We start from the raw sequence: 23,297 nt of genomic DNA on the forward strand, positions 1-23,297 counted from the left end.
CAGCGTGTCCAAAACGCCGCCATGCCTCAGTCTCCCAGCTTTCGCTCGAGTTCCTCCACGCGCGCTTTGACCCGTTTGTCGTCAGGAACGAACTCCAGATAGCGGCGATAATCCTTCAGCGCTAATTCATGCCTATCGAGGCCCCATAGAATATTCCCACGGCCACTGAGCGACGACTTGTAGTACTGCACGTCAGCGGCAGGGCCCATTTCTATCACTTCAGTGTAATCACTGATCGCACCTTCGAAATCAAAGGTCGCAAAGCGCGATGTCGCCCTGAAATACAAGATCAACGGTGTGTTCGGTCGGAAGTAGTTGGCTTTGTTGAGTTCGATAAGCGCGTCGCCGAAGGCACCGTCGATTGTGAGCTGCATGCCCCGGGCGGCATAGCCGGATGCGTCGGACGGATCGATCTCGACTGCCCTGTCAAAGGACGACATCGCCTCGTCGCGGCGCTCGAGGCCCGCGAGCATGAGACCCCGTGCCACCCAGTAGTCGACGACCTGATCGTCGATTTCAATGGCGCGATCGTATTGAACCAAAGCGGTGGTGAACTGTTCGGCTTGCCGGTACGCCTGGCCGAGCTCGAACCGGAGCGAACTGTTGTCGGGGTCAAGGCGAATGGCGCACTCCAGGTTCGAGACGGCATTCTGAAAATGCTCGTCTTCGACGCCCGACCGTGCCAGCGACAGCTCTTTGCGCGCATTGTCGACCAGAGCGTCAACGGCTGCGCCGACATTTTCGCCAGCGAAGTCTGAGTCCCCGCATTGAGGCCCACCTGTCCGGACGAGTGGCGCGATCTCGCCGGCGCTGGCCGGGGTCGAAGCGAAGCTCGCGACACCGCTGAGGGCAACCATGACCGCGAGAACGGCTTTTCCCGTTCGCATTTTCGCTTCCTCGATCGAAGAGTGCAAAGCCTACGGGGCTGCCCGTCCGACGTCCACTTGCGACATTCTGACCACCGGCCTTGACACCGACTACAATCCTGGGCTGTTTTACCTACGGGCGATCTGACAAGTTGGGGGCCAGCCGCGGCGCGCGGCTGGGGATAGGTTGCCCGAACTACGATCCTTCAATGGCGTCAATACTCGGCTGGCGCGGCGTCGCAGACGTCCCGGCCGCGACCGACGATCCCGCAGTACCAAAACGGGACCGTTGTCTGGCCCGCTTCTTGCCAATTGCCTCGCCAAGCGGACGTAGTGGCCGAACACTAATGTTGCGGAAAAAAGTTTACTTCGCTAAATTCGTCGCATCATCGTTGTTTGCTGTGGGATTTTCCCTATTTGCGACCGAAAGCAATTCACAGGAAATTTCTATTTCTTCAATAATAAATTTTGTTGATAATAGACTCACTGATCACGACTTGGACGCGCTTAAATTGATGAGACAGCGTGAATGCTATCATATCATGACATTGATTATTAACGATATAAATGACCACCTCGAAAGGAGCCCAGGTCTCTCTCTCCATGCTCTCAACCTTGCACTCGATAATGTAACGCCGTTTGACTGTGAACAACAAACGTTTTCGAGGGTCGCCTCTATTTCTAATTATTTGCACGCTGTAGAAGACGCTCCTAATTTCTTAATATACAGATACAGGAATGGCAAAGCAGTTGCTGGTATTGCGTATGATTTGCGAGCGCTGCAGGTGGAGAGTGGGTGGGCGTACAATGAAAAGTGACTGGCCAGAAATAGGAAGTGGAAAATTAGCGAGAGAATATTTATTAGCTACTCAAATGCCACTGGTATTCCCTACACCGGGCCAAATCCTCTTGACTACCATAAAGCGATACACTACCAAGATTCGAAAGGGTGAGAACGGCGTCACCGATCTGGATGTCCTGCTCAAGAATTTCGACGACGACAACAACGCCGTCCTCGACGAGGATGAGCTCAACGGCTCGGCCGGCGGCAATGGCGGCAAGCTCTACGTCTGGCAGGATGCCAACCTCGACGGTATCGCCCAGAAGGAGGAAGTCCAGCGTCTGACCAACGTGGTCAAGGAGATTGACGCCACCGAGGTCGACTATCTCGATAACGACGCGCTGGTCGACACCGATGGCGATGGCAACCGGGACGCGGCCGAACCGGCGGTGCGTTTCCGCGATGGCTCGATGATCTACGGCACCGCCAAGGTCAAGCTGCAGAACGGCGGCGAGACCACCGCCTACGACATGGCCTTCGCCTATGACGACCACGGCATCAAGCCTCGGAGCGACGGGACGATCAAGTTCGAGACGGGCACACCAGCCCGAAGAAGGGAGCAGCAACGACAACGTACTCGAAGCCGAGGACAGCGGCATCTGGCGGCTCAGTCCCGCAGTTTTCGTTCCAGCTCGTCCACGCGCGCTTTGACCCGTTCGTCGTCAGGAACGAACTCCAGATAGCGGCGATAATCCTCCAGCGCGAGGTCGTATTTGTCGAACCTCCAGGAAATGTCCCCGCGCCCAAGAAGCGCCGACTGATAGTATTGCTTGTCGCCAGCCAAGCCAATGGCTATCACCTTAGTGTAATCATCAACAGCACCCTCGATATCAAAGGTCGAAAAACGCGACGTTGCCCTGAAATACAAGATTAAGGGTGTATTCGGTCGGAAGTAATTGGCTTTGTTCAGTTCGACAAGCGCGTCGCCGAAAGCACCATCGATCGTCAGCTGCATGCCGCGGGCGGCATAGCCGGATGCGTCGGACGGATCGATCTCGACTGCCCTGTCGAAGGACGACATCGCCTCGTCACGGCGCTCGAGGCCCGCGAGCATGAGGCCTCGCGCCACCCAGTAGTCGACGACCTGATCGTCGATTTCAATGGCGCGATCGTATTGAACCAAAGCGGTGGTGAACTGTTCGGCTTGCCGGTACGCCTGGCCGAGCTCGAACCGGAGCGAACTGTTGTCGGGGTCAAGGCGAATGGCGCACTCCAGGTTCGAGACGGCATTCCGATGATGCTCGTCTTCGACGCCCGACCGTGCCAGCGACAGCTCTTTGCGCGCACGGTCGACCAGAGCGTCAACCACGGCGCTGACGTTTTCACCAGCGAGGTCTGAATCCCCGCACGGAGCGTCGCCTGTCCGGACGAGCGGCGCGCTCTCGCCGGCGCTGGCCGCGGCCAAAGCGAAACCCGTCACACCCCCGATAGCGACCATGGCTGCGAGAACAGCGTTTCCCGTTCGCATTTTCGCTTCCTCGATCGAAGAGCGCAAAGCCTACGGGGCTGCCCGTCCGACGTCCACCTGCGACATTCTGACTAACGGCCTTGACACGGGCCACAATCCTGGGCTGTTCTACCTACGGGCGATCTAACAAATTGGGGGTCAGCCGCGGCACGCGGTTGGAGATTAGTTTGCCCGTTCCTTCCTCGTCCTTATCGCGGATGCCAGCATGCGCTGTGTTGGTTGATGCATTTCAACGGCATCATCCCGTCGCATTCGCGCATTGCGCATGTAGGAATACCGACGATCGGGGACGCAAACCAACGGCATGAGCAAATCCATCACCTCCAGCTTTCCTAAACTGTTGCTGCTCCTTTCGTTTGCAGTAGCGTTCTCGGGGACTGCGCCTGACCCAGGGTCGGCGCAGGAACGTACAACCACTGTTGGCGAGGACTCGCTCGATTCCTTCAATTTCGATTTGGACAATGTCGGCGATTGCCAAGTGCTTCAAATCCCACGAGGCGGCGACGCAATCGCTCTCACCTCCGACAACATCGCGTCCATTGGCCGTTTTCGAGGTCCTGACTTTGAGGTTGTGTGCGACGCCACTGTCGTCGCATCAGGAACAATAAGTGTTGCCCCCCTGACCTCAGATCTCCGAAGAAGCGAATACAATTTATTTCCGTCCGAGCGCGAAACCCTATCAATATTTCAACACAATCAGTACCACATATACATAAGATCGGGCAAATTTCCGCGCCTGGAGAGAGGACTATTTATCGTTTGCGAATCAAATAGCCGTGCTGAATATATAGCAGAGGTGATTACATCAATAAAAGAGCGGTTTTTCCAAATACAATGCCCTTTTTTGTCTGACAAGATCTCTTTAGAGCTAAATTATATCATACACGCTGATGATGTACCGCGATGCACGTTCAAAGCTACGCTCGATGATTTGGCCATTTACGTGATATTTTCCAAAGATGAACTATTTTGCTTAGAGCAGCACGCCAATCATTTTTCAAAAATGTCAATTATGATGCTTAAGATAATAGATTTAATCTAGATATTAGATAGCAATGTGATTATAGGCTCGTAGAACAAGGAACACTGTCGAATGTCTGGAAACGTCGGGCCGGGGATGGCGCTGAATGGTCAAGATCGATACGTCATCAGCACACTATTGTCAAGTGGAGATTATTCAGCTGCATATCAATACATAACTGGGCGCTATGCTGATGGTTCAGATGAACATAATTGGTTTTCTCATGCGTCTTTAATCAATGCTGGCGTTGGTATTGGCTCCGTTTATGCAAGACAGAAGACAGTTTTTGCTGATTCTTACTGCGGATGCCTCACAATGACACCGCAAGAAATGTCTGATGCTATTGCGGCTAGCGTTTTGAGTGCGATGTTGTTCAATGATTCGTTCTTAAGCATACAAGATATATACGATACTGAGGGCGCTGTTGTTGTGGGACAAGCCGGCATGCCAGCGTATTTGTGGACGTTTAAGGGGCTTGTACCCGAATTAACTTTCTCAGGTAGACAAATACAAGAAGGAATGCACGCGGGGGAGATGCTGATTTTTGCCCAATCTGAGGCATATTCCCTTTTTAGCTCAGCGTTGGAAGTAGATTTTTTTGGATTTAGTGAACTTACGCTAACACTTGATAACTACATTGAAATAAATAACACAATAGCGACCTATGAACGAGAGGGCTCGTCTTACCAACCCCCGCGACATGATCAGATTGACGAGCCGACAACTCCAGACACTCCCACGAAACAACCCCTCATCATCGACCTCGGTCCGACCGGCTCGGAGGTCGAGGGCGATGGGCTAATGTTCTTCGACCGGCATACTTCACCGGTGTTTTACGACTATGACGGCGACGGCTACGCCGAACGCACCGCCTGGGTCGGCCCGCACGAGGGCATCGTCGTCTGGGACAAGACCGGCAACGTTACCTACGACGACGATCCGAACAGCGCCACCTATGGTCAGATGACCGGCGGCGGCATCTCGACCGGCGAGGTGGTCCTCACGAAGGGTGTCGACGGCGCCACCGATCTCGACGTCCTGCTCAAGAAGTTCGACGACAACGACGATGGTCTCCTCGACGAGGACGAGCTCAAGGGAACGGCCGGCACCAACGGCGGCCGACTCTATGTCTGGCAGGACAAGACCCTCGACGGGACACCCCAGAATAACGAAGTTCAGCTGCTGACCAACGTGGTCGAGAAGATCGACGCGCGGCAGGTCGACTATCTCGATGCCGACAATCTGATCGACGAGGATGGCGACGGGCAGCTCGACGACGCCAATCCGGCGGTGCGCTTCCGCGACGGCTCGCTGATCTACGGCACCGCCAAAGTGAAGCTCCAAAACGGTGGCGAGACCACCGCCTATGATATGGCGTTCGCCCATGACGAGTACGGCATCAAGCGAAAGGGCGACGGGACGCAGGCGGCAGCGCGCCTGTCTTCCCCGCCCCAAGTACGATAGCCCAAAGTTTATGCGGCTACGGATCCAGCCGTGAACGAACTTCTTCTAGTGATTCCCTGATATCCTCATTGTCGGGATCGATCTCCAGCGCTCGTTCGTAGTCCGCGATAGCTTCTTTGTTCCTACCAATCGCTGCATAAGCCGAACCTCGCTTCTCTAGTGTTGGCGCATGGCCCGGAACAACAGACAATATGCTAGTATAGTCCTCTATTCCCCCTTCGTAGTCGCCGAGAGCCGCCCGCACGATACCTCGTGTTTCTTTAATCTCGACTCTTTCGCTAGCGACTTCTGCTACATCTATCGCCTTATCTAGATCGCTTAAGGCCGCCAACAAATCGCCCATCGAGGCCAATAAAGAACCTCTTGCGTAGTACCCGGACGGGTCGCCGGGGCCTAATTTGATCGCCTGGTCAAAGCTTCTTATAGCCTCTTCTTTTTCGCCCAAACCCGCCAGCGCCAAACCACGACTGACCCACCAGCGAGGCAATGGGTTGTCCATTGATAAAACTACATCATAATCCGTCACAGCTCTCTGAAACTGCCCAACTTTCTGATGCGTCCTGGCTCGCTCATAAATTAACTTCGCGTTGCCTGGCTTAGACTCTAGAGCACAGTTGATCAATGCAAGGGCATCTATGTATTCTCTGTCCAATGGTGAGCTTATTTCTTTTCTAAAAGAATTTAAAGCCGAAATAATTAAATCGACATCATACTCTAAAGTATCAATATTTTTACATGTGTCTGTATGTGACGTCGAGATCTTATCGTCATAATTATTTGATTCCGCATACAGAAAATCTAGGCAAGCAATCTCTATCACAGCACAAATCAGAAAGGCAAAAACAAGTCTGTTCCTCCAAACCCTCAAACCAAGAGATTCCGACAACATACCTTAAAAACCACTGCAAGTTCGCCGCCGTCTTACCCCTAGCCTGAATTTGGGCCCTTGACAAGGCGAGAACAGCATGGTCTGTCCAATCAGGGATTGCATCAACTCCAGATTGTGTAAAGGAGCAGATAAAGAATGATAACAGTGACCCTTCAATCTGGCTTCAGTACAAATTACTTTGGATACGGTTTCACCTATATGGAAAGGAGCGACGGTACAAGCTCTTATCAGCCATCATATGCGGGCTTTCAGATTAGATATAATGAAAATTTACACGACGGCGACTCCATAGCGTTCGGGTATGGCGGAAATAGCGGCTGGGAGAGATATTTTGTCGGTGTTGGTTACCACGAAAACGATGGGTTTTTCTTGCAGGCGATTGTGTCTGCTCGTTATGCTGGTGTTTGGCCGACAGCACAAGAATTAAGGACGGAAATTCGTATTTCCGGCGAAGATATTGTTGATTTTATTCAAGACGCTCATGAGTTTAGCGGCGAGTTGGATCGTCAACTGGAGGATAAGATACTCGACGGAACCATGTTCGGCGCGCCGGGTTTCTATCAACTTCAGAACTACGATCCCGCCTACCCTCATTCAAACGGTCCTACAGAAGAGCCTGTTGGATACAGCACCGAGTATGAGGAAGCCTCAGACCGGTCAGAGGGTACCGAAGGTCACCCTGGGAATCCCCATCATGAAGACAATCAAGTGGCGCCCCTGGTCATCGACCTAGGCCCGACCGGATCGGAGATCGAGGGCGATGGGCTGACGTTCTTCGACCGGCATACTTCACCGGTGTTTTACGACTATGACGGCGACGGCTACGCCGAACGCACCGCCTGGGTCGGCCCGCACGAGGGCATCGTCGTCTGGGACAAGACCGGCAACGTTACCTACGACGACGATCCGAACAGCGCCACCTATGGTCAGATGACCGGCGGCGGCATCTCGACCGGCGAGGTGGTCCTCACGAAGGGTGTCGACGGCGCCACCGATCTCGACGTCCTGCTCAAGAAGTTCGACGACAACGACGATGGTCTCCTCGACGAGGACGAGCTCAAGGGAACGGCCGGCACCAACGGCGGCCGACTCTATGTCTGGCAGGACAAGAACCTCGACGGGACACCCCAGAATAACGAAGTTCAGCTGCTGACCAACGTGGTCGAGAAGATCGACGCGCGGCAGGTCGACTATCTCGATGCCGATAACCTGATCGACGAGGACGGCGACGGCCAGCTCGACGACGCCAACCCGGCGGTGCGCTTTCGCGACGGCTCGCTGATCTACGGCACCGCCAAAGTGAAGCTCCAGAACGGCGGCGAGACCACTGCCTACGACATGGCGTTTGCCCATGACGAATACGGCATCAAGCGGCATGGCGACCTGACGATCGAGTTCGAAAGCGGAACGCGGAAGGACGTCGGCGACGACGGCGACAACACACTCACCGCTGGCAACAGCAGCACCTGGCGCCTCATCGGCAACCGGCCACAAATGTGCCGTCCAACTGCGGCATTCTGACCACCGGCCTTGACACCGACCACAATCCTGGGCTGTTCTACCTACGGGCGACATGACATTGGCTGGGAATGCCGTGGGGGCACAGCGCGTGATTGTCGCTTTTTTACCTCGTTCCGATCCACCGTGGATTTTATCAAGCCAAGTTGCTGTTCTGGTTCACCAGCGCAGCGTGGCAACGGCTTGCCGAGCATACGCGTTATGCGTATTCCGAGTCATCTCAACTGAATAGGTGGATACGCGAGGCTCATATGAAACATGTCGTAGCTGCCGCACTTTTGCTTTTTGCGTTCTCCGTTTTCGTGGCCGAGGCCGAAGATCAGCCGCAGACCTGGGAAGAAGCTTCAGCGCTATGGGAACGCCTTCTGGATGAAGGCGACTGTGCAAGCGCGTGGGACCTTGCTTGGTCATGGGCAAAAGCCGGCAGCGCCCAAGCTCGAACCGATTTGGCTAGTGCTATTGCTCTTTTTGGTTACAACCCACCAGGCGATCCCGGCGATAGGTACTCGACGCTACGCCACGCATTAATACTAGTTGTCTACACCGATTTTCATGATGAAAAACTAAACAAGGAACAATACGTGTCTCTACTCAACTATATAGTGGACGAAAAGATAGGAGATGAAAATGAATTTTCACCTACTCAAATATTCAGATCGTGTGTCTTTGATAAAGATAATATGAAAGAATGTCAGTCTTACGCGATTAACATTGGCCTTGTTCCAGAATTCGAATATTATGCTCGGCAAGTTGATGCCATCTCAAAAATAAGCGAGAGAGATGCACTTTGTCCGAATGTAAAGTAGATAGATTAAATATTTGTACAGACTGAACTCATCGATTGGAGAATTCGATGGCTAGACAACTTAACTACGCCGAGAGAAAGTTTTTAAGTTCGATATTTGGAGATCAGATTTTCGGCGAATACAACCTCATCCATATAAGTGGCGGCCGTTTATTTGGAAGAGCGCAAGGAGATCGCGCTGTTTCTTTGAACGAAAACGTTATCCATATGGGTTCGAACTGCCGGCGGCGGCGACGACATTCTCGATGGCGGACAGGGCGACGACGAGCTATTGGGGCGCAAGGGCTCGGACATCTACCTGTTTCAGCGTGGCGATGGGATCGACAAGATCCTCGAAGCCGACCCGGTCGATGGTGTCGCCAACCCGGATGGCGGCCGCGACGTCATCGCCTTCGGGTCCGATATCACGCCGGAAGACCTGGTCTTCGAGAAGGACGGCGACGATCTGACCCTTCGCATCTTCGATGAAGATAGCGGCGACCTCGACAACGAGATCAAGATCAAGGACTGGGGCGAGTTCCGGCCGGTGGAGCTGCTGACCTTCTCCAACGGCACCATCCTCGACATCTACCGGGCCAAGTTCCACACCTTTGGCAATCCGGACAACCCCAACACTTTCAATGCGCCGAACGAGGGGATCGACCGGCCATGGATCGTCGACGGCGGCATCGGGGCCGACGAGATCAACGGCGCCCATGGCAACGACATCATCTTCGGGGGCAAGGGCGACGATACGCTGCGCGGCGACAACGGCCACGACTACCTCAGCGGCGGCGGTGGCGATGACATCCTGAAGGGCCAGAACGAAGACGACACACTGATTGGCGGCGACGGCAACGACAAGCTGTTCGGCGATGCCGGCGACGACCTGCTCGACGGTGGCGAGAACGGCGACGAACTCGAAGGCGGTGGCGGCAACGACATCCTGTTCGGCGGAAAGGGTCACGACACGCTGAAGGGCGAAGCCGGCGACGACGTGCTGGTCGGTGGCAGCGGCGACGATCTGCTGAAGGGCGGCAACGGCGGCGACGTCTATGTGGTTGGCCGGGACGAAGGCAAGGACGCCATCAACGATTCCGGCGGCGTCGACACGCTGGTGTTCGGCTACGACATCGACATCAACGACCTCTCGTTTGACATGAGCGGCGGGACCAAGCTGCAGGTCGGTATCGGTCGCCAGGGGGACATCGTTAACCCGTCGGGCATGGACAACCGCGTCTCGATCGAGAACTGGGACGACGAAGACAAGCGGATCGACACCTTCGTCTTCGCCAACGGCCTGGTGATGGATGTCATCGACATCGACAAGGGCGAGAAGGACGGGCAGAACGAGGACAACAACAAATCGAGTATCCTGGTCGGCGGAGACGGCGACAACAAGATCATCGCCAATGGCGGCGACGATGTCCTGATCGGCGGCGCCGGCAAGGACGACCTCCGTGGCAACGCCGGCAACGACAGCATCTTCGGCGGCAACGGCAACGACGACAACCTGAACGGCGGCCACGGCGACGATCGCATCTTCGGCGGCCAGGGCAACGACCGACTCGAAGGCGAGAGCGGTTATGACTTTCTCGCCGGCGGAACCGGGGATGACACGCTGGTCGGCGGCGACGACAGCGACACCTACTTCTTCACCTGGGGCGATGGCGACGATCGCATCGTCGAAAAGGTCTATGACGAACCGACGGGCGACGACACGCTCCGCAATATGTTGGACGCGCTCTTTCCGGATGGGTTCCCCAACCCGATGCCGTCAGGTGATATGCAACAGGCTCTCGCTCCGAGCGGCAACGATTCCATCCTGTTCGGGAGTGGCATCTGGCTGAGCGACATCGTGGTTACCCGTTCCGACGGTTCTCTCTATGTCGACCTTCTGACGCCCGATCACCAAACGGTTTCGACCACGATCGAGATCGACAACGTCGATCAGATGAGCAACGAGTTCTCGAACGGTCCGATCGAAACCATGTCGTTTTCGATGGGCTTCTCGCTCGACTTCTTCGCGATCCAGATGGGTCGAAAGGGCGACGGTGGGGACAACAATCTCAGCCTCGACCTCGAAGACGGCGAGGTCAAAGGCGGTTGGCTCTACGGCCACGACGGCGAAGACACCTTGACCGGTGGCGTCGCGAACGACGTGCTGATCGGTGGGCGCCACGATGACACACTCCGCGGTGGAATGGGCGACGACATCTACGTCATCGACTACGGCGACGGCCGCGACACGATCGTCGACGGCTACGGGTTGGCGGACACGCTGGTTCTCGGGCCGGGGATCGGCCAGTCCAATGTTGCCATGAGCAAGGACGGTGACGACTTGCTGATCATCATAATCGAGAACGAAGAGCAACAGGACCTTGTCCGCGATCCAACCAACTTTGACGACTTCATCCGTATCAAGGACTGGTATGCGCTCGGCATGGGTCGGATCGAAAAGCTGGCATTCGCCGACGGTACGGCAATCGACATCACTTTCGTCTCGGGCGAGGCTTTCGGAGACGGCGACAATGATGGCGATCAAACCGACCTCGGCGATTCCGATGATTGGGTCACTGCCGGCAGTGGCCGCGACAACATCAAGGGAAACAAAGGCAATGACCACCTTTTTGGCGGGCGCGGCGACGATATCCTGAAGGGCGGCAGCGGAGATGACTGGCTGGAGGGGCAGAGCGGCGACGACGAACTGATCGGTGGGCTGGACAGCGACACGCTTGTCGGCGGTGCCGGAAACGACACGCTGGAGGGTGGCGAGGGCACGGATGCGCTCTACGGTGGCGACGGCGACGACATCATCAAGTCAGACGACTATGATGCCATCGTCGGAACATGGACCGGAGTCGATGCAACAAGGGGTGGCTCGGACCTTATCGTCGGTGGCCGCGGCAACGACATCATCGTGCGCGGCGGGTACAGTTACAACTACAAGAACGAGGACGCCGGCACCGTCGACGACCCCCGCACTGGCTCCTGGATCGTGTTCAACGCTGGTGACGGTCAGGACACAATCAGGATGGGTAACAACGGGTCCGGCAAATACGATGTCATCGAGATCAACGGCTACAGCCACGAGCAGATCTGGTTCGACAAGGTCGGCGACGATCTCAAGATCAAGTTCCTCGGCAGCGAGGACAAGATGGTCTTCGAGAAGGTCTTCGATCACGGAGGCGAGAATAAATTCGCGGCGATCGTTGTCGGCGGGCAGGTGCTCGAATTCGACGAGATCCAGGGGCTGGCCGACAAGATGAACCAGTATACGCCGAACGACGGCACCAACGGCGATGGTGTCACCGCGTCGAGCTTGCCAAGCAGCATCGCTGACGCGATCAAGAACAAGTGGGACAACATCGGATCAAATCCGCCGGACGCGATCGTCAACTATCCGGGCATGAGCACCTGGGGCGTCGATCTGGATGGGTAATCCGTTCCATTTCTTGCTTCTTCACTCGATCACGTCGCTCCGCTTGGTCACGTCTTGCGGTTGGCGCTCTGATCCGGTCGACCAATCGGCCCGAATGGGTTGAGCGAGATACGCCCAAAACAAATCGAGCGAGAGCGACGCTCGTTAAGGTCGACCAGCGCTTAGTGGCCCGCGCCGGCGGTACCATGAGTGCCGCGTGGTGTTCCGGCCGCGTTGGCGCGTCGAAACTCGGCCGGTCCGATGAGCCACCAATGGCCGAATCCCTGTCTCTCCGCCATTGCCACAGCATCTGCGACAAGCGCCTTAGCCGGTTTGACGATGGTCTCGCGGACACAACTGCTATACGAGGTTGTGCTTCACATACCCGAATGTGGAGCGTTCGACCCGTTGTCGCAGTCTGAACGCCGGCGGAGGGAGGCTGTGCGCGATTATGCGTGATCGAAACCCTGATGAGAACGGATGGCGGTCGTCCGCGGCCGCCTGGATCGATCTGATGGGCGACGACGGCGATTTCTCCCGCGCCCATGTTCTGGACGACCTGATGCTCGATCTCGCGATGTCTTCGGGCCCCGAGACCGCGCTTGATGTCGGTTGCGGAGAAGGTCGTTTTGCCGCCTGCTCGGACAACGGGGCGTCGCCGTCAGCGGCCTCGATCCCGTATCGGAAATGATCAGCGAAGCAGAGCGCCGAGATGGTGAGGGCCGCTACGTTGTCGGATTCGGCGAGGACCTGCCGTTTCCCGATACGACGTTCGATCTCGTTGTGAGCTACCTGTCGCTGATCGATATCGACGATGCCGGCAGGGCGATCTCCGAGATGGCGCGCGTCGCCAAGCCGGGCGGTCGCCTCGTCATCGCCAACCTGACCAGCTTCTCGACCTCGAGCACCATCGCCGGACGCAGAACCCGCCAGGACACCAAGGAAGAAATCAGGCCACTCGGCCAGTACCTCACCGAGCAGAAGCAATGGTTCGAGTGGGCGGGCTTGCGCGTCCAGAACTGGCACCGCCCGCTCTCGCGCTACATGCAGTGGTTCCTGGGGGCAGGCCTGATCCTCGAACATTTCGACGAACCGCGACCCAAAAGCGGACCGCCGGACCGGATCAGCGCCTATGAAGCGATGCCATATCTGATGGTGATGACGTGGAAAAAGGCTGCCCCGCCGGCCGATCGATAGGGCCAGACCCTGATCGCCGAAGCTGATCACAACCCGTCGGCGCCACAGTCACTAGTCCAGTGATTATTATATGAAACCGCATTCCATATATAAACGACAGAGATATACTCTGGACCCCAACGGCGCAACTCGGCCGGGTTTAGTGGATGGCCATGGGTTTCGAAATGGCGCTCGACTGCGTCGAGATCGAAAACAAGTTCAGGCGGCATGAAGCTCTGGACATGACCCCGAATCTCAGCTTAGTCCGCCGGAGAGGCGACTGATCGACCCATGGCTTTGGACCAGATCGCGGCGGTTTCATGCCATTCGGGGAGTCCGGAGAGGAGCAGTGTTTCGTTGACTGCCTTGCCGTCAGGAAGAGCCGCTGCCGCACCTCGGCGATATCGCGCACATCGACGCGGGCAACCGGCAATATTCTTCGTCGACGGCGAACACCAAGGACGCAGCGTTTTTGGCGCAGGATAAGGCCTCGCAAGTGGCCGCGCCCTGAGAACAATCGGTCCGACAAGGCTGGCGCACACTTCGGACTTGGAAGGCGTAGGGCGATATGTCAATCTCACAGCATCAGGGAATTCAGAATCTGTAGATGGGAAGAGCGACTATGATTCTAATGAATTTGTTATCAACGTTTCTTTCCGATGATCTTGGCCCCATTTTAAACTCTCGTTGCGTGAGAAGGACGGCAGCCGATGCTCAAACGATTGGCTAAGGTCGGGATGGTGATGTCCTTGCTAACCCCATCGGTCGTTCTCGCGAACCAGCAGTACTACTGGACTTGCGTCGACAGCACTGAGTGTACGCCCAAGAAGCTGAACTTACCATACACGCCGCCGGTGGACGTCAACGTCCGTTGTCAGGCCTCAAACGGCAATGAAACGCAGCCTTGGTGGCTCCAAGTTGATTCCGACAATGTTTTTATTAGCTGCGCTAAAAATGGGATTAACGGGAATTATTATGTTGACACATGTGCTTACAATCAAAAAACCGTAAAAGTCCATAACTTTGATATAAATATTAAGGTCAAATGTATAGAAAGTCGTCGCCGATAAACGCGTGCTGTGCGATCGGCCCGAGACATCCCACTGACGTTCCATTCGGCCGGTTAATCTCGTAACTTCATCCACCAATGGCAGCTTCTACCGGTTGGCTGCATGGATGCGGCGCGTTTCCAGCGCCTTGCCATCGGAGCGCGATGGACCCCGTGTCATCGTAGTGTGACGGCGAAAAAACAGCCCGCATTCTTGTCTCGCACGGCCGGCTCGTTGGGAAGCAGCGAACCGTTCACGGGGACGCGATGGCGGCGCCACGATGAAAGCGGCTGCCGAATGAGAGATCAGGTCGATACGAATGTCGGGCGATCGATGATCCGAGAGGCATTTGCATTTTCGCCCCTCGTATACGGGACGGGCCCGTCGCGCGAAACGCACCGAACCGGTGACATAGGACCGACGTTGCAACTGATTAGGATTTCCCATGGGGCCAGACCCTGATCGCCTAAGCTGATCACAACCCGTCGGTCCGGCGGTCACTGAGCCCAGTGATTATTATATGAAATCGCATTCCATATATAAACGACAGAGATATACTCTGGACCCAACGGCGCAACCGGAGCCGCTCAGCAACCCTCCGGCCGGTGCGACACGAGACGGAACGCGATGTCCACGACGCAAGCGGAACGGTACACGGCGCCCGCGCTCGACAAGGGGCTCGATATTCTCGAAACACTGGCCGAGGCCGAGGCCGGTCTGACCCAAGCGGAGATCGCCCGCAGACTCGATCGCTCGATCCGAAAGGGCGCGCGCATCGAGCTCTGGCGGACCTCGTCCGGCTGGGTCGTGCTGGCCTTCCAGCCGGGGGAGACCATCGATCGGTACTTGCGCGATTATCCGCCTCCCGACGGTCGCTCGCCGAGCAGCGAGAGAACGATGCCGCCTGAAGGACAGATGCCGCCTGAAGGACATATGAAAATCAACACCGCTGACGAACGGAGCCTCGCGCGATGAGTGGGGCGAGCGACGATACCGGGCTCCTGTCCGGTCTGCTGGTGGTCGATTTCTCTCAGTTCCTGGCTGGCCCGCTCGCCGGTCTGAAGCTCGCCGATTTCGGCGCGCGGGTCATCAAGATCGAACGCCCGGGCGTCGGCGACCTCTGCCGCAACCTCTATCTCTCGGAGATCGACATCGGGAACACCAATACGCTGTTCCACGCCATAAACCGCAACAAACAAAGCTACGCCGCCGACCTCAAATCGGAGGTCGACCGGGAGAAGGTTATGCGGCTGGTGGCGAAGGCGGATATCGTCATCCAGAACTTCCGGCCGGGGATCATCGAGCGCCTCGGTCTCGACTACGAGTCGGTGAAGGCGTTCAACCCCGGCGTCGTCTACGCGTCGGTGAGCGGCTTCGGCGCCGAAGGCGAATGGCGCGATCTGCCGGGTCAGGACCTGCTCGCCCAGGCCCGTTCCGGCATCATGTGGCTTACTGGCGATGCCGATCACCCGCCCGTACCGATCGGCCTCGCGATTGCCGACCAACTCGCCGGGAACTTCGTCGTGCAGGGCGTGCTCGCCGCCCTGGTGCGTCGCGCCGCCACCGGCAAGGGCGCCCATATCGAGACCAGCCTTCTCGAGGCGGTGCTGGATTTCCAGTTCGAGGTTCTGACGACGCACCTCAACGACCCGGACCGCAAGCTTCCGCGTCGCAGCGGCGTCAACAACGCCCACGCCTACCTTGCCGCGCCCTACGGCGTGTACCAGACCAGCGACGGCCACGTGGCGATCGCCATGACGCCGGTCGACCGGCTCGGGCGGATCCTCGGCTGCGAGCCGATCGCCGACATGAGCGATCCGCAGTCCTGGTTCGATCGCCGCGACGAGATCAAGGCCCTGCTGCGGGATCATCTGGCACACCAGACCACCGCCCACTGGATGGAGCGCCTCAAAGCAGAAGATGTGTGGGCATCGGAAGTCCTGGACTGGCCGGCCCTGTTCGAGACCGAAGGATTCGCGACATTGGATTTCTTGCAGCGCCTCGATCTCGGCAGCGGCCAGTCCGTCGAGACGACACGCAGCCCGGTGCGTGTGGACGGCGACACGCTGACGAGCCCGCGCCCAGCGCCGGCTATCGGCGAGCACAACGCGGTCATCGACCGCGAGTTCGGCCTCGACGGCTGACCGGAACGGACGGAAACGACCACACGTGAGGAGACGTCACGACCGATCCGCCCTAGGCGGGCGGGCCGGTTTGACTCCGACTCGGCGCCCTACCCCTGGACGACGAACGTCGGAACGACGCTTCCGCCCTTGGCGACGTTCACGATTTCCGCCTCCGACAGGCGGGTCAGGAATCCCGCCAGATCGCCCCGGCAGACGAACGGATCGGTGTCCTCATAGACGGCCTTGGACGGGACGCCGGGCTCGACAACCGGATACGAGACACGCTCGGTCGGAACGCGTTTCTGGACGATGTAATCGGATTCGAGCGCGGCACGGATCGCTGCCTCCCACGCTGATGGGCTGTGCCGCCATCCCAGTTCGACACCGTCGCCTTTGGCCTCATGCGTTGGCTTGAGAACGAGATCGTTCTGGTTGGCGATGACATACGCGACGAGATCGATCCTCTTGCCGCCCGGATCGGTCGAGGAAGCCTCGCGCAGAAGCCGGCCCCAGGGAACATGCTCACGGATGATGTCCTGATCGGTCGAATCGAGGCCGAGGTCGACATCCGGGTCGGTGATCAGTGCAAAGAGCGCCTTGTGTCCCATCAACTCCGACCGGAAGGGGTTGACCATGCAGACCGCCTGTTGCCGAAGCGCGGCAAGCAATGGCCCCAATTCGTCCAGGGACGACAGGACATCGCGGGTCAGCATCATCCGGTAGACCACATCGACGGGGGCGCCATCCGCGGTCAATCGCTGGCCGTCGAACGCGAGCGCGGATGGATCCACCGCAACGATCGAACCAATGCCGTGTTCGAGGAGCGGTCTTGCGCCGTGCAGCACGGCATCGGCGGTTGTCCCGATCCGGTCGAACCATCCGACCGCGGCTACTCTTGGGGCGCCGGTCCCGCCCCAATCTCGCCAGGCGTCGACGAACGCGCCGGCCATGGCGGGCTGCAGCAACAAAGCCCGCAAGCCGAACTCCATCTCCATCGCGCGAAACGTCTCCATATCCGCGAAGATCGACGCCAGCGCGTCATTGTGATCCGTCCCGCCCGGGCAGTCGGCATTGAGTTCGATGAAGTTCAGATCGGAGGTCTTCCGAAACGCATCGAGCCGTGTGATCGCGCCGTGGTCGGCACCCGCTGGCTCCAGGTGCACAAGGTCGCCGATCCAGTCGTAGAATTTGCCGAGGTGTTCGGCCTCGCGCGCCCGATCGGCGACAAGATAGTCACGCGCCTTACGGAGCGCGTTCGAGAGTACACGGACCACCTGTCGATGCCGGGCATATTCGCCCTCGCCGACGAAATGCGGCCGCGCGACCATGCACACCGGCCGATCGTATTTGAGCAGACCACGCTCGTGTTGCGCGTTGAGCAGCCGCTCCACATCGCGCTCCGCGAACCGGACGAGCAGGTCATCCCATCGCTCGGTTGCGTGGCCGATGTCCGCCATGGTCGCGTCCCCGTCATCGTTCGCCGATGACGTCTATGCATGATTCTCGTCGCGTTCAATGGGCTGCGACCTAACCGGAGTCGGATTCGATGGCGACGAGTGCTGACGAGGATGATCGGCGGTCTCTCGCTGTTCGGCGGTCGCGGCTCGGTGATCGGCATCGTGCTCAGGGAGAAGCGGGCGACCACCATGGACATCCTCGACCAGTATGTTCAGATCGCCGGGATCACCTCGCCCGACCTCCTGGTCGAGGAACTGTCCGGCGGCCAGGCGCAGGCCGTCGCCATCGCCCGCGCGGTGCATTTCAAGCGTGACATCCTGCTCCTCGACGAACCGACCAGCGCGCTTTCGATCCGCGAGACCGAGACGGTGCTGGCGATCATGCGGGACCTCGCGGACTCGGGCGTGTCCTGCGTGTTCGTCACTCACAACCTCTATCACGCGTTCCGGGTCTGCGACCGCTTCGCCATCATGTCTTATGGCCGGAATGTGAAGAGCGTCCCGAAGTCTGAAACCTCGCTCAACGAACTCACCGATATCATCATGAGCCACTAGTGGAACGATGGCGTACCGTGCTAGCGATCCGTCGCATTGGTGGCCTTGTTCAACGTGTGTTGGCAGTGCGGGGCCGGGCAAACGCTTAGGAGCCCCAGATGACGGATCGTTCGATCATTTCGCGCATTGAACTGCGCCAATTCACATTCGAGGCGGCCAACCTCGGCGTTGTCGGCGACGATCCGGCGTCCCTCGACCGGGCCGGCGGCACCCCCGGCGGCGCGGTGGAGTACGCACCGGGTCAGTCGACTACGATGTCCCGCTATGCGATCGCCATCGAAACCGCCGACGGGTGTCGTGGCGAATACGTCACCCACTATGTGGGGACGCAATCGGCCTTCGCGCAAACCGCCATGCTTGCACCGATGTTGGTCGGCCGCGACGCCGAAGCCCGCGAGGGTCTCTATGACGACATGAAGCGCGAGTTGCGCCAATACGATCGTATGGGACAGGGGCCCATCGACATCGCACTCTGGGACCTTGCCGGCAAGAAATACGGCGCCTCGGTCTCCCGCTTGCTGGGCGGCTATCGTCATCGCCTGCCGGCTTACGCGTCGACCTATCACGGTGATCGCAACGGTGGGCTGGACAGCAAGGAAGCCTTCGCCGACTTCGCCAATTACTGCGCCGACATTGGTTACCGCGCCTTCAAGATTCACGGTTGGCACGAGGGCGACGCGCGGGAGGAAGCGGAGAACCTGCTCTACGTCCGCAAGGTCGTCGGCGACGGCATGACGCTGATGATCGATTGCGCCTGTGAGCTACGGACCTTCGCCGACGCCCTTTATGTCGGGCGCGCCTGCGACGACGCCAACTACTTCTGGTATGAGGACCCATTCCGCGACGCCGGCACCAGCGCCCATGCACACAAGCTGCTGCGCGAGAAACTGCGCACGCCCATCCTGCAGACCGAGCATATTCGCGGTGTTGAGCCGAAGGCCGACTTCATCCTCGCCGGCGGCACCGACTTTCTCCGGTCGGACCCCGAATACGACATGGGCATCACCGGCGCGATGAAGATCGCCCATCTCGCCGAAGCGCTGGGCGTCGACTGCGAGGTTCACGCGACCGGACCGGCACACCGGGCCGTGGTGAGCGCGATGCGCAACACCAACTTCTACGAGATCGCCCTGGTCGGACCGGACTGCCCCAACGCGATCCCACCGGTCTACACCTGCGGCTACAGCGACCAGCTCGACTGTATCGACCGGGATGGCAGCGTCGGCGTCCCCGACGGTCCCGGCCTCGGCGTCACCTACGACTGGGACTACATCCGGTCCAACACGATCCAGCTGTTTGAGTACACCTGACGATTCAGGCCACTAATTCCCACAGCCTGCTGCTGGCGATTTTCGCGCCCTCGCTGAGGGCCTTGAACTTGGCCCAAACGATCCGCGGCTCGACCTCGGTCTTGTACATCGCCTGGGATGAGAACCCGCAGTCGGCGCTGGCGATGACGTTCTCGCGGCCGACCCGCTCGGCGAAGCGCACGATGCGCTCGGCAACGTATTCGGGATGCTCGACAACGCTGGAGGCATGAGTGATGACGCCGGGGATGATGAGCTTGCCGTCGGGAAGCTTCACGTTCTCCCAGAGATGATACTCGTGCTCGTGACGGGGATTGCCGGCCTCGAACGAGTAGGCGCCGGCGTTCACGCGCAGCACCTGATCGATCATGTCCGGCAGGTCCGGTTCATAGATGCGCGGTCCCTGGTTGATGCCGTAGCAGGTGTGGAAGCGGACCTTCTCCGACGGTATCCCCTTGAGGCTGTGATTGACGGCGTCGACATAGAGCGATGCCTTGGCCAGGCGCGCGGCTTCGTCCAGTGACGTGTCCATATAGACGTTGGGCAGAAACGGATCGTCCACCTGCAGCAGGAAGCCGGCGTCGATGATCGCCCGGTACTCCTCCGAGATCGCGTCGGCCAGCGCGAACATATAGGCTTCCTCGGAGGGGTAGTATTCGTTGAAGCCGACGCCAGTGACGGCCGCCGACGGCATGAACGCCTCGTCACAGCCGTACTTGTCGACCGCCGCCTGCAGGTTTTCCAGATCGGTCTTCAGCGCCTCCTGGCCGACATAGCGAATCGCGCCGACGCAAAACATCGGCGCTGACGGCGCGATCGCGCCACCCAGCATGGCGCGCTGGAAATAGTCCTCGTAGTACTCGGGAAACGCGGCCTTCTCCTCCACGTAGATGGGGACCTCCGTGTCGGGCCGCGCTTCGAATCCGGACAGGCGGTCGTTGATGTAGACCGCGTGCCCCGGTTTGGACATCTCACCATCGGCGACGGTGTCGAGGCCGGCCTCCACCTGCTTGCCGACCATGTCTTCCACCGACCGCTTCAGGAGCGCCTGGAACGCTGCCTCGTCAACCGGCTCCCCGGCCAGTCGCAGCTTCAGCATGTCGAGAAGATCGTGCGGTCGCGGCAGGCTTCCGACGTGGGTGGTGCGGATACGATCGATGCTATGTTTCATGGAGCTTGTGTTTCCCCCTTGAATGACAAGCCGGTCAACAGTCTCGCCGCGTTGCCTGAGCACCCGCGTACGGAGTCGATCGTTATCGTCGACTCTGTCTGACTCGGCCGTTCGCAATTATCATATATCAAACCCGTTTTTGTCCAAGAGACCCTCCGTACTCACCGCGGAATTCACTGCGACCCAGCCTGACATCGGCTCTCACCGCCGCCGGAAGAGCGGGGCCCGTTTCTCGGCAAACGCGGCGCGGCCCTCGGCGGCATCCTCCGTGGCGAAGCAGATCGTCTGCAGATCGCGCTCGTATTCGATCGCCTTCTCCTGCGGCATCGCGAACGCCGCCTTCAGATTGAGCTTGGCGGTTTCGGCGGCGATCGGAGCCCGCGTGGCAATGGTCGACGCGATTTCGCTGGCCCGGGGGAGAAGCTCAGCCTGGGTCGTGACCGCGCTGACCAGGCCCCAGGCAAGCGCCTGCTCGGCGGCAACCGGATCGCCGGTCATGATCATCATCGCCGCGTTGGATGGGCCGATCGAGTGGGTGAGGAAGGTCGCCATGCCGCCGCCGCCGATCCAGCCGAGCTTGATTTCCGGCGCGGCGAACTGGGCGTTGTCCGACGCGATCCGGATATCGCAGCTCATCGCCGTCTCCAGCCCACCGCCAAAGGCATAGCCGTTGACCGCGGCGATCGTCGGCTTGAGCAGCGAGCGGATCGCGTCGCAGTAGTCGGGACGATTCCGGAAGGCCCACGGCGTATCGTATCGGTCGAGTTCTCCGATATCCGATCCGGCGCAGAACGACCGCTCGCCGGCACCGGTGACGATGACGCAACGGATGGTGTCGCTGTCGTTGCAGGTCCCGACATGGGCGACGATCGCGTCCGCCATCTCCGGCGTCACCGCGTTGAGTTTAGCGGGGCGGTTCAGGGTGATCGTCGCAACGTGGCCATCGACCGAAAAGGTGACGTCATCCATTGCAGTGTCCTTTGCTGTCAGTCGGCCTCGCCGACGCCGATCGCCCCTTCCGCCGCGAGCGCGGCGATCCGTTCGTCGCTGTAGCCGGCTTCCTTGAGCACCGCTTCGGTATGCTCACCGGCGAGCGGCGCGCCGCGATAGACCTCAGACGGTGTCTTGGAAAAGCGGATCGGGAACCCTGGGGTCTTCACCCTGCCCTCGGTCGGATGGTCATATTCGACCAGGGTCTGATTGTGTTCGATCTGCGGATCGGCGACCAGATCGGCATAGCCGTAGACCGGTCCCGCCCAGATGTCGTTGGCGCGGAACAGGTCGAGCCACTCCGCCGACGTCTTGGTGACGAGACGCGCGCGGGTCTTGGCGTAGATATCGTCGCGGCGCGACCAGGTGTCGGTTTCGTCGTCCATGTCGAGGAACGCCGGCTCGCCGATCACCTCGCCGAACCGCTTCATCGACGGGAACGCCACGATGATGAAGCCGTCGCTGGTGGCGAAGGCGCCATAGGGGGCGCGGATGTACACATGGGCGTGCGGCTCCGCCGACCGTTCCTGCGGTTTGCCGCCGACCATGAACACCGCGAGTTCCTGCATCTGCAGCGTCGTGATCGCATCGAGCATGTTGACCTGGACGAGCTGGCCTTCGCCGGTTCGCTCGCGATGAAGCAGCGCCGCCAGCGCCCCTTCGAAGGCGGTGTACGCGGCAACCGCATCGACCAGATATTGCCCCGACGGCGTCGGTGGCTCGCCGTCACGGCCCGCCGACAACATCGCCCCCGACATCCCTTGCAGGATCAGGTCCTGTCCGGGCCGATCAACGTAGGGGCCACTTTCGCCGTAGCCTGAGATCGACACATAGATCAGCTTCGGATTGATCACCGACAGCGACTCATAGTCGACACCGAGCCGCTTGGCGACGCCCGGTCGATAGTTCTGGAGGAAAACGTCGGCCGTCTTCACCAGGTCGAGCAGCACGGCTTTGCCATCCGGCGACTTGAGATTGATCGCCAGGGAACGCTTGTTGCGGTTGAGCGACAGGAACGAGACGTTGACCTTGTTGCCCTGCGCGCCGCCGGCCGACGTATGGCGCTGCCACTCCCCGGTCACCGGCTCGACCTTGACCACGTCGGCGCCAAGATCGCCGAGCCGTTGCGCGGCAAACGGGCCAGACATGGCGATCGAACAATCGAGAACGCGATAGCCGCTCAAAACATTCATC

The 23,297-nt window shown here is 58.8% G+C and carries 19 protein-coding genes and 1 pseudogene; 13 read left to right on the top strand and 7 right to left on the bottom strand.

The annotated features are described in order from the left end of the window. Nucleotides 1-26: 26 nt before the first annotated feature. Complete coding sequence (locus ACO076_RS00525) at nucleotides 27-887, bottom strand: tetratricopeptide repeat protein (protein WP_421724787.1); 861 nt, start codon at nucleotides 885-887, stop codon at nucleotides 27-29. Between the two features lie 131 nt (nucleotides 888-1,018). Between ACO076_RS00525 and ACO076_RS00530 the strand changes: the two genes are divergently transcribed. After that, nucleotides 1,019-1,684, top strand: coding sequence for a hypothetical protein (locus ACO076_RS00530; RefSeq protein WP_421724788.1), 666 nt, complete (start codon nucleotides 1,019-1,021; stop codon nucleotides 1,682-1,684). Between the two features lie 91 nt (nucleotides 1,685-1,775). Next, nucleotides 1,776-2,390 (top strand): hypothetical protein, encoded by a 615-nt coding sequence (locus ACO076_RS00535; protein ID WP_421724789.1) that lies wholly within the window; start codon nucleotides 1,776-1,778, stop codon nucleotides 2,388-2,390. On the opposite strand, the gene ACO076_RS00540 is transcribed toward ACO076_RS00535, so the two are convergent. Then, on the bottom strand, nucleotides 2,315-3,112 hold the full coding sequence (locus ACO076_RS00540; protein WP_421726640.1) for a tetratricopeptide repeat protein: 798 nt from the start codon (nucleotides 3,110-3,112) through the stop codon (nucleotides 2,315-2,317). The genes ACO076_RS00535 and ACO076_RS00540 overlap by 76 nt on opposite strands. A 367-nt stretch (nucleotides 3,113-3,479) precedes the next feature. Here ACO076_RS00540 and ACO076_RS00545 point away from each other — a divergent pair, with 367 nt between their 5' ends. Both ACO076_RS00545 and ACO076_RS00550 read left to right on the top strand, forming a co-directional pair. Continuing rightward, the gene (locus ACO076_RS00545) at nucleotides 3,480-4,217 is read left to right on the top strand and encodes a hypothetical protein (RefSeq protein ID WP_421724790.1); all 738 of its coding nucleotides are present in this window, start codon (nucleotides 3,480-3,482) and stop codon (nucleotides 4,215-4,217) included. A gap of 780 nt (nucleotides 4,218-4,997) precedes the next feature. Next, nucleotides 4,998-5,660, top strand: a complete 663-nt coding sequence (locus ACO076_RS00550; protein WP_421724791.1) for a hypothetical protein — start codon at nucleotides 4,998-5,000, stop codon at nucleotides 5,658-5,660. Between the two features lie 16 nt (nucleotides 5,661-5,676). Here ACO076_RS00550 and ACO076_RS00555 read toward each other — a convergent pair whose 3' ends face one another. After that, the gene (locus ACO076_RS00555; protein WP_421724792.1) at nucleotides 5,677-6,480 is read right to left on the bottom strand and encodes a tetratricopeptide repeat protein; all 804 of its coding nucleotides are present in this window, start codon (nucleotides 6,478-6,480) and stop codon (nucleotides 5,677-5,679) included. A 204-nt stretch (nucleotides 6,481-6,684) separates the two neighbouring features. Between ACO076_RS00555 and ACO076_RS00560 the strand changes: the two genes are divergently transcribed. The 7 genes and pseudogenes from ACO076_RS00560 to ACO076_RS00590 all read left to right on the top strand — a co-directional run bounded on the left by ACO076_RS00560 (nucleotide 6,685) and on the right by ACO076_RS00590 (nucleotide 16,641). Continuing rightward, complete coding sequence (locus tag ACO076_RS00560) at nucleotides 6,685-8,070, top strand: hypothetical protein (protein ID WP_421724793.1); 1,386 nt, start codon at nucleotides 6,685-6,687, stop codon at nucleotides 8,068-8,070. 248 nt (nucleotides 8,071-8,318) lie between these two features. Further along, nucleotides 8,319-8,873 (top strand): hypothetical protein, encoded by a 555-nt coding sequence (locus ACO076_RS00565; protein WP_421724794.1) that lies wholly within the window; start codon nucleotides 8,319-8,321, stop codon nucleotides 8,871-8,873. Nucleotides 8,874-9,077: 204 nt separating this feature from the next. Further along, entirely contained in the window at nucleotides 9,078-12,293 is a 3,216-nt protein-coding gene (locus tag ACO076_RS00570) for a calcium-binding protein (protein WP_421726641.1), read from the top strand. Nucleotides 12,294-12,786: 493 nt separating this feature from the next. Next, nucleotides 12,787-12,963, top strand: coding sequence for a hypothetical protein (locus tag ACO076_RS00575; RefSeq protein ID WP_421726797.1), 177 nt, complete (start codon nucleotides 12,787-12,789; stop codon nucleotides 12,961-12,963). Next, on the top strand, nucleotides 12,885-13,469 hold the full coding sequence (locus tag ACO076_RS00580; protein ID WP_421724795.1) for a class I SAM-dependent methyltransferase: 585 nt from the start codon (nucleotides 12,885-12,887) through the stop codon (nucleotides 13,467-13,469). The genes ACO076_RS00575 and ACO076_RS00580 overlap by 79 nt, the downstream gene beginning before the upstream one ends. 1,655 nt (nucleotides 13,470-15,124) lie before the next feature. Further along, a pseudogene (locus tag ACO076_RS00585) lies at nucleotides 15,125-15,253 on the top strand (helix-turn-helix domain-containing protein); the annotation flags it as partial. A 215-nt stretch (nucleotides 15,254-15,468) separates the two neighbouring features. Then, nucleotides 15,469-16,641, top strand: coding sequence for a CaiB/BaiF CoA transferase family protein (locus tag ACO076_RS00590; protein WP_421724796.1), 1,173 nt, complete (start codon nucleotides 15,469-15,471; stop codon nucleotides 16,639-16,641). Nucleotides 16,642-16,730: 89 nt separating this feature from the next. Here ACO076_RS00590 and ACO076_RS00595 read toward each other — a convergent pair whose 3' ends face one another. Continuing rightward, nucleotides 16,731-18,080, bottom strand: a complete 1,350-nt coding sequence (locus ACO076_RS00595) for a hypothetical protein (protein WP_421724797.1) — start codon at nucleotides 18,078-18,080, stop codon at nucleotides 16,731-16,733. A 111-nt stretch (nucleotides 18,081-18,191) separates the two neighbouring features. Here ACO076_RS00595 and ACO076_RS00600 point away from each other — a divergent pair, with 111 nt between their 5' ends. Both ACO076_RS00600 and ACO076_RS00605 read left to right on the top strand, forming a co-directional pair. Further along, nucleotides 18,192-18,635 carry an ATP-binding cassette domain-containing protein gene (locus tag ACO076_RS00600; protein WP_421724798.1) on the top strand — a complete coding sequence of 148 codons (444 nt, stop codon included), beginning with the start codon at nucleotides 18,192-18,194 and terminating at the stop codon, nucleotides 18,633-18,635. 98 nt (nucleotides 18,636-18,733) lie between these two features. Next, nucleotides 18,734-19,945: an enolase C-terminal domain-like protein gene (locus ACO076_RS00605; RefSeq protein ID WP_421724799.1), complete on the top strand. Its 1,212-nt coding sequence runs from the start codon at nucleotides 18,734-18,736 to the stop codon at nucleotides 19,943-19,945. Between the two features lie 4 nt (nucleotides 19,946-19,949). On the opposite strand, the gene ACO076_RS00610 is transcribed toward ACO076_RS00605, so the two are convergent. The 3 genes from ACO076_RS00610 to ACO076_RS00620 all read right to left on the bottom strand — a co-directional run bounded on the left by ACO076_RS00610 (nucleotide 19,950) and on the right by ACO076_RS00620 (nucleotide 23,296). After that, nucleotides 19,950-21,113, bottom strand: a complete 1,164-nt coding sequence (locus tag ACO076_RS00610) for a cobalamin-independent methionine synthase II family protein (protein ID WP_421724800.1) — start codon at nucleotides 21,111-21,113, stop codon at nucleotides 19,950-19,952. Between the two features lie 201 nt (nucleotides 21,114-21,314). Continuing rightward, nucleotides 21,315-22,082, bottom strand: coding sequence for an enoyl-CoA hydratase/isomerase family protein (locus ACO076_RS00615; protein WP_421724801.1), 768 nt, complete (start codon nucleotides 22,080-22,082; stop codon nucleotides 21,315-21,317). Between the two features lie 17 nt (nucleotides 22,083-22,099). Continuing rightward, a complete protein-coding gene (locus tag ACO076_RS00620; RefSeq protein WP_421724802.1) occupies nucleotides 22,100-23,296 on the bottom strand; it encodes a CaiB/BaiF CoA transferase family protein in 1,197 nt (398 codons plus the stop codon). Between the last annotated feature and the right edge of the window lies 1 nt (nucleotide 23,297).

It is taken from the genome of Bauldia sp., assembly GCF_965232525.1.
Classification (GTDB): Bacteria; Pseudomonadota; Alphaproteobacteria; order Rhizobiales; family Kaistiaceae; genus Bauldia.

What these genes read in the sequence shown, in the direction of transcription:
- ACO076_RS00525 (WP_421724787.1), bottom strand. Translation starts at nt 887, where the DNA reads ATGCGAACGGGAAAAGCCGTTCTCGCGGTCATGGTTGCCCTCAGCGGT.
- ACO076_RS00545 (WP_421724790.1), top strand. Translation starts at nt 3,480, where the DNA reads ATGAGCAAATCCATCACCTCCAGCTTTCCTAAACTGTTGCTGCTCCTT.
- ACO076_RS00550 (WP_421724791.1), top strand. Translation starts at nt 4,998, where the DNA reads ATGTTCTTCGACCGGCATACTTCACCGGTGTTTTACGACTATGACGGC.
- ACO076_RS00560 (WP_421724793.1), top strand. Translation starts at nt 6,685, where the DNA reads ATGATAACAGTGACCCTTCAATCTGGCTTCAGTACAAATTACTTTGGA.
- ACO076_RS00565 (WP_421724794.1), top strand. Translation starts at nt 8,319, where the DNA reads ATGAAACATGTCGTAGCTGCCGCACTTTTGCTTTTTGCGTTCTCCGTT.
- ACO076_RS00575 (WP_421726797.1), top strand. Translation starts at nt 12,787, where the DNA reads ATGGGCGACGACGGCGATTTCTCCCGCGCCCATGTTCTGGACGACCTG.
- ACO076_RS00590 (WP_421724796.1), top strand. Translation starts at nt 15,469, where the DNA reads ATGAGTGGGGCGAGCGACGATACCGGGCTCCTGTCCGGTCTGCTGGTG.
- ACO076_RS00595 (WP_421724797.1), bottom strand. Translation starts at nt 18,080, where the DNA reads ATGGCGGACATCGGCCACGCAACCGAGCGATGGGATGACCTGCTCGTC.
- ACO076_RS00600 (WP_421724798.1), top strand. Translation starts at nt 18,192, where the DNA reads ATGATCGGCGGTCTCTCGCTGTTCGGCGGTCGCGGCTCGGTGATCGGC.
- ACO076_RS00605 (WP_421724799.1), top strand. Translation starts at nt 18,734, where the DNA reads ATGACGGATCGTTCGATCATTTCGCGCATTGAACTGCGCCAATTCACA.
- ACO076_RS00610 (WP_421724800.1), bottom strand. Translation starts at nt 21,113, where the DNA reads ATGAAACATAGCATCGATCGTATCCGCACCACCCACGTCGGAAGCCTG.
- ACO076_RS00615 (WP_421724801.1), bottom strand. Translation starts at nt 22,082, where the DNA reads ATGGATGACGTCACCTTTTCGGTCGATGGCCACGTTGCGACGATCACC.
- ACO076_RS00620 (WP_421724802.1), bottom strand. Translation starts at nt 23,296, where the DNA reads ATGAATGTTTTGAGCGGCTATCGCGTTCTCGATTGTTCGATCGCCATG.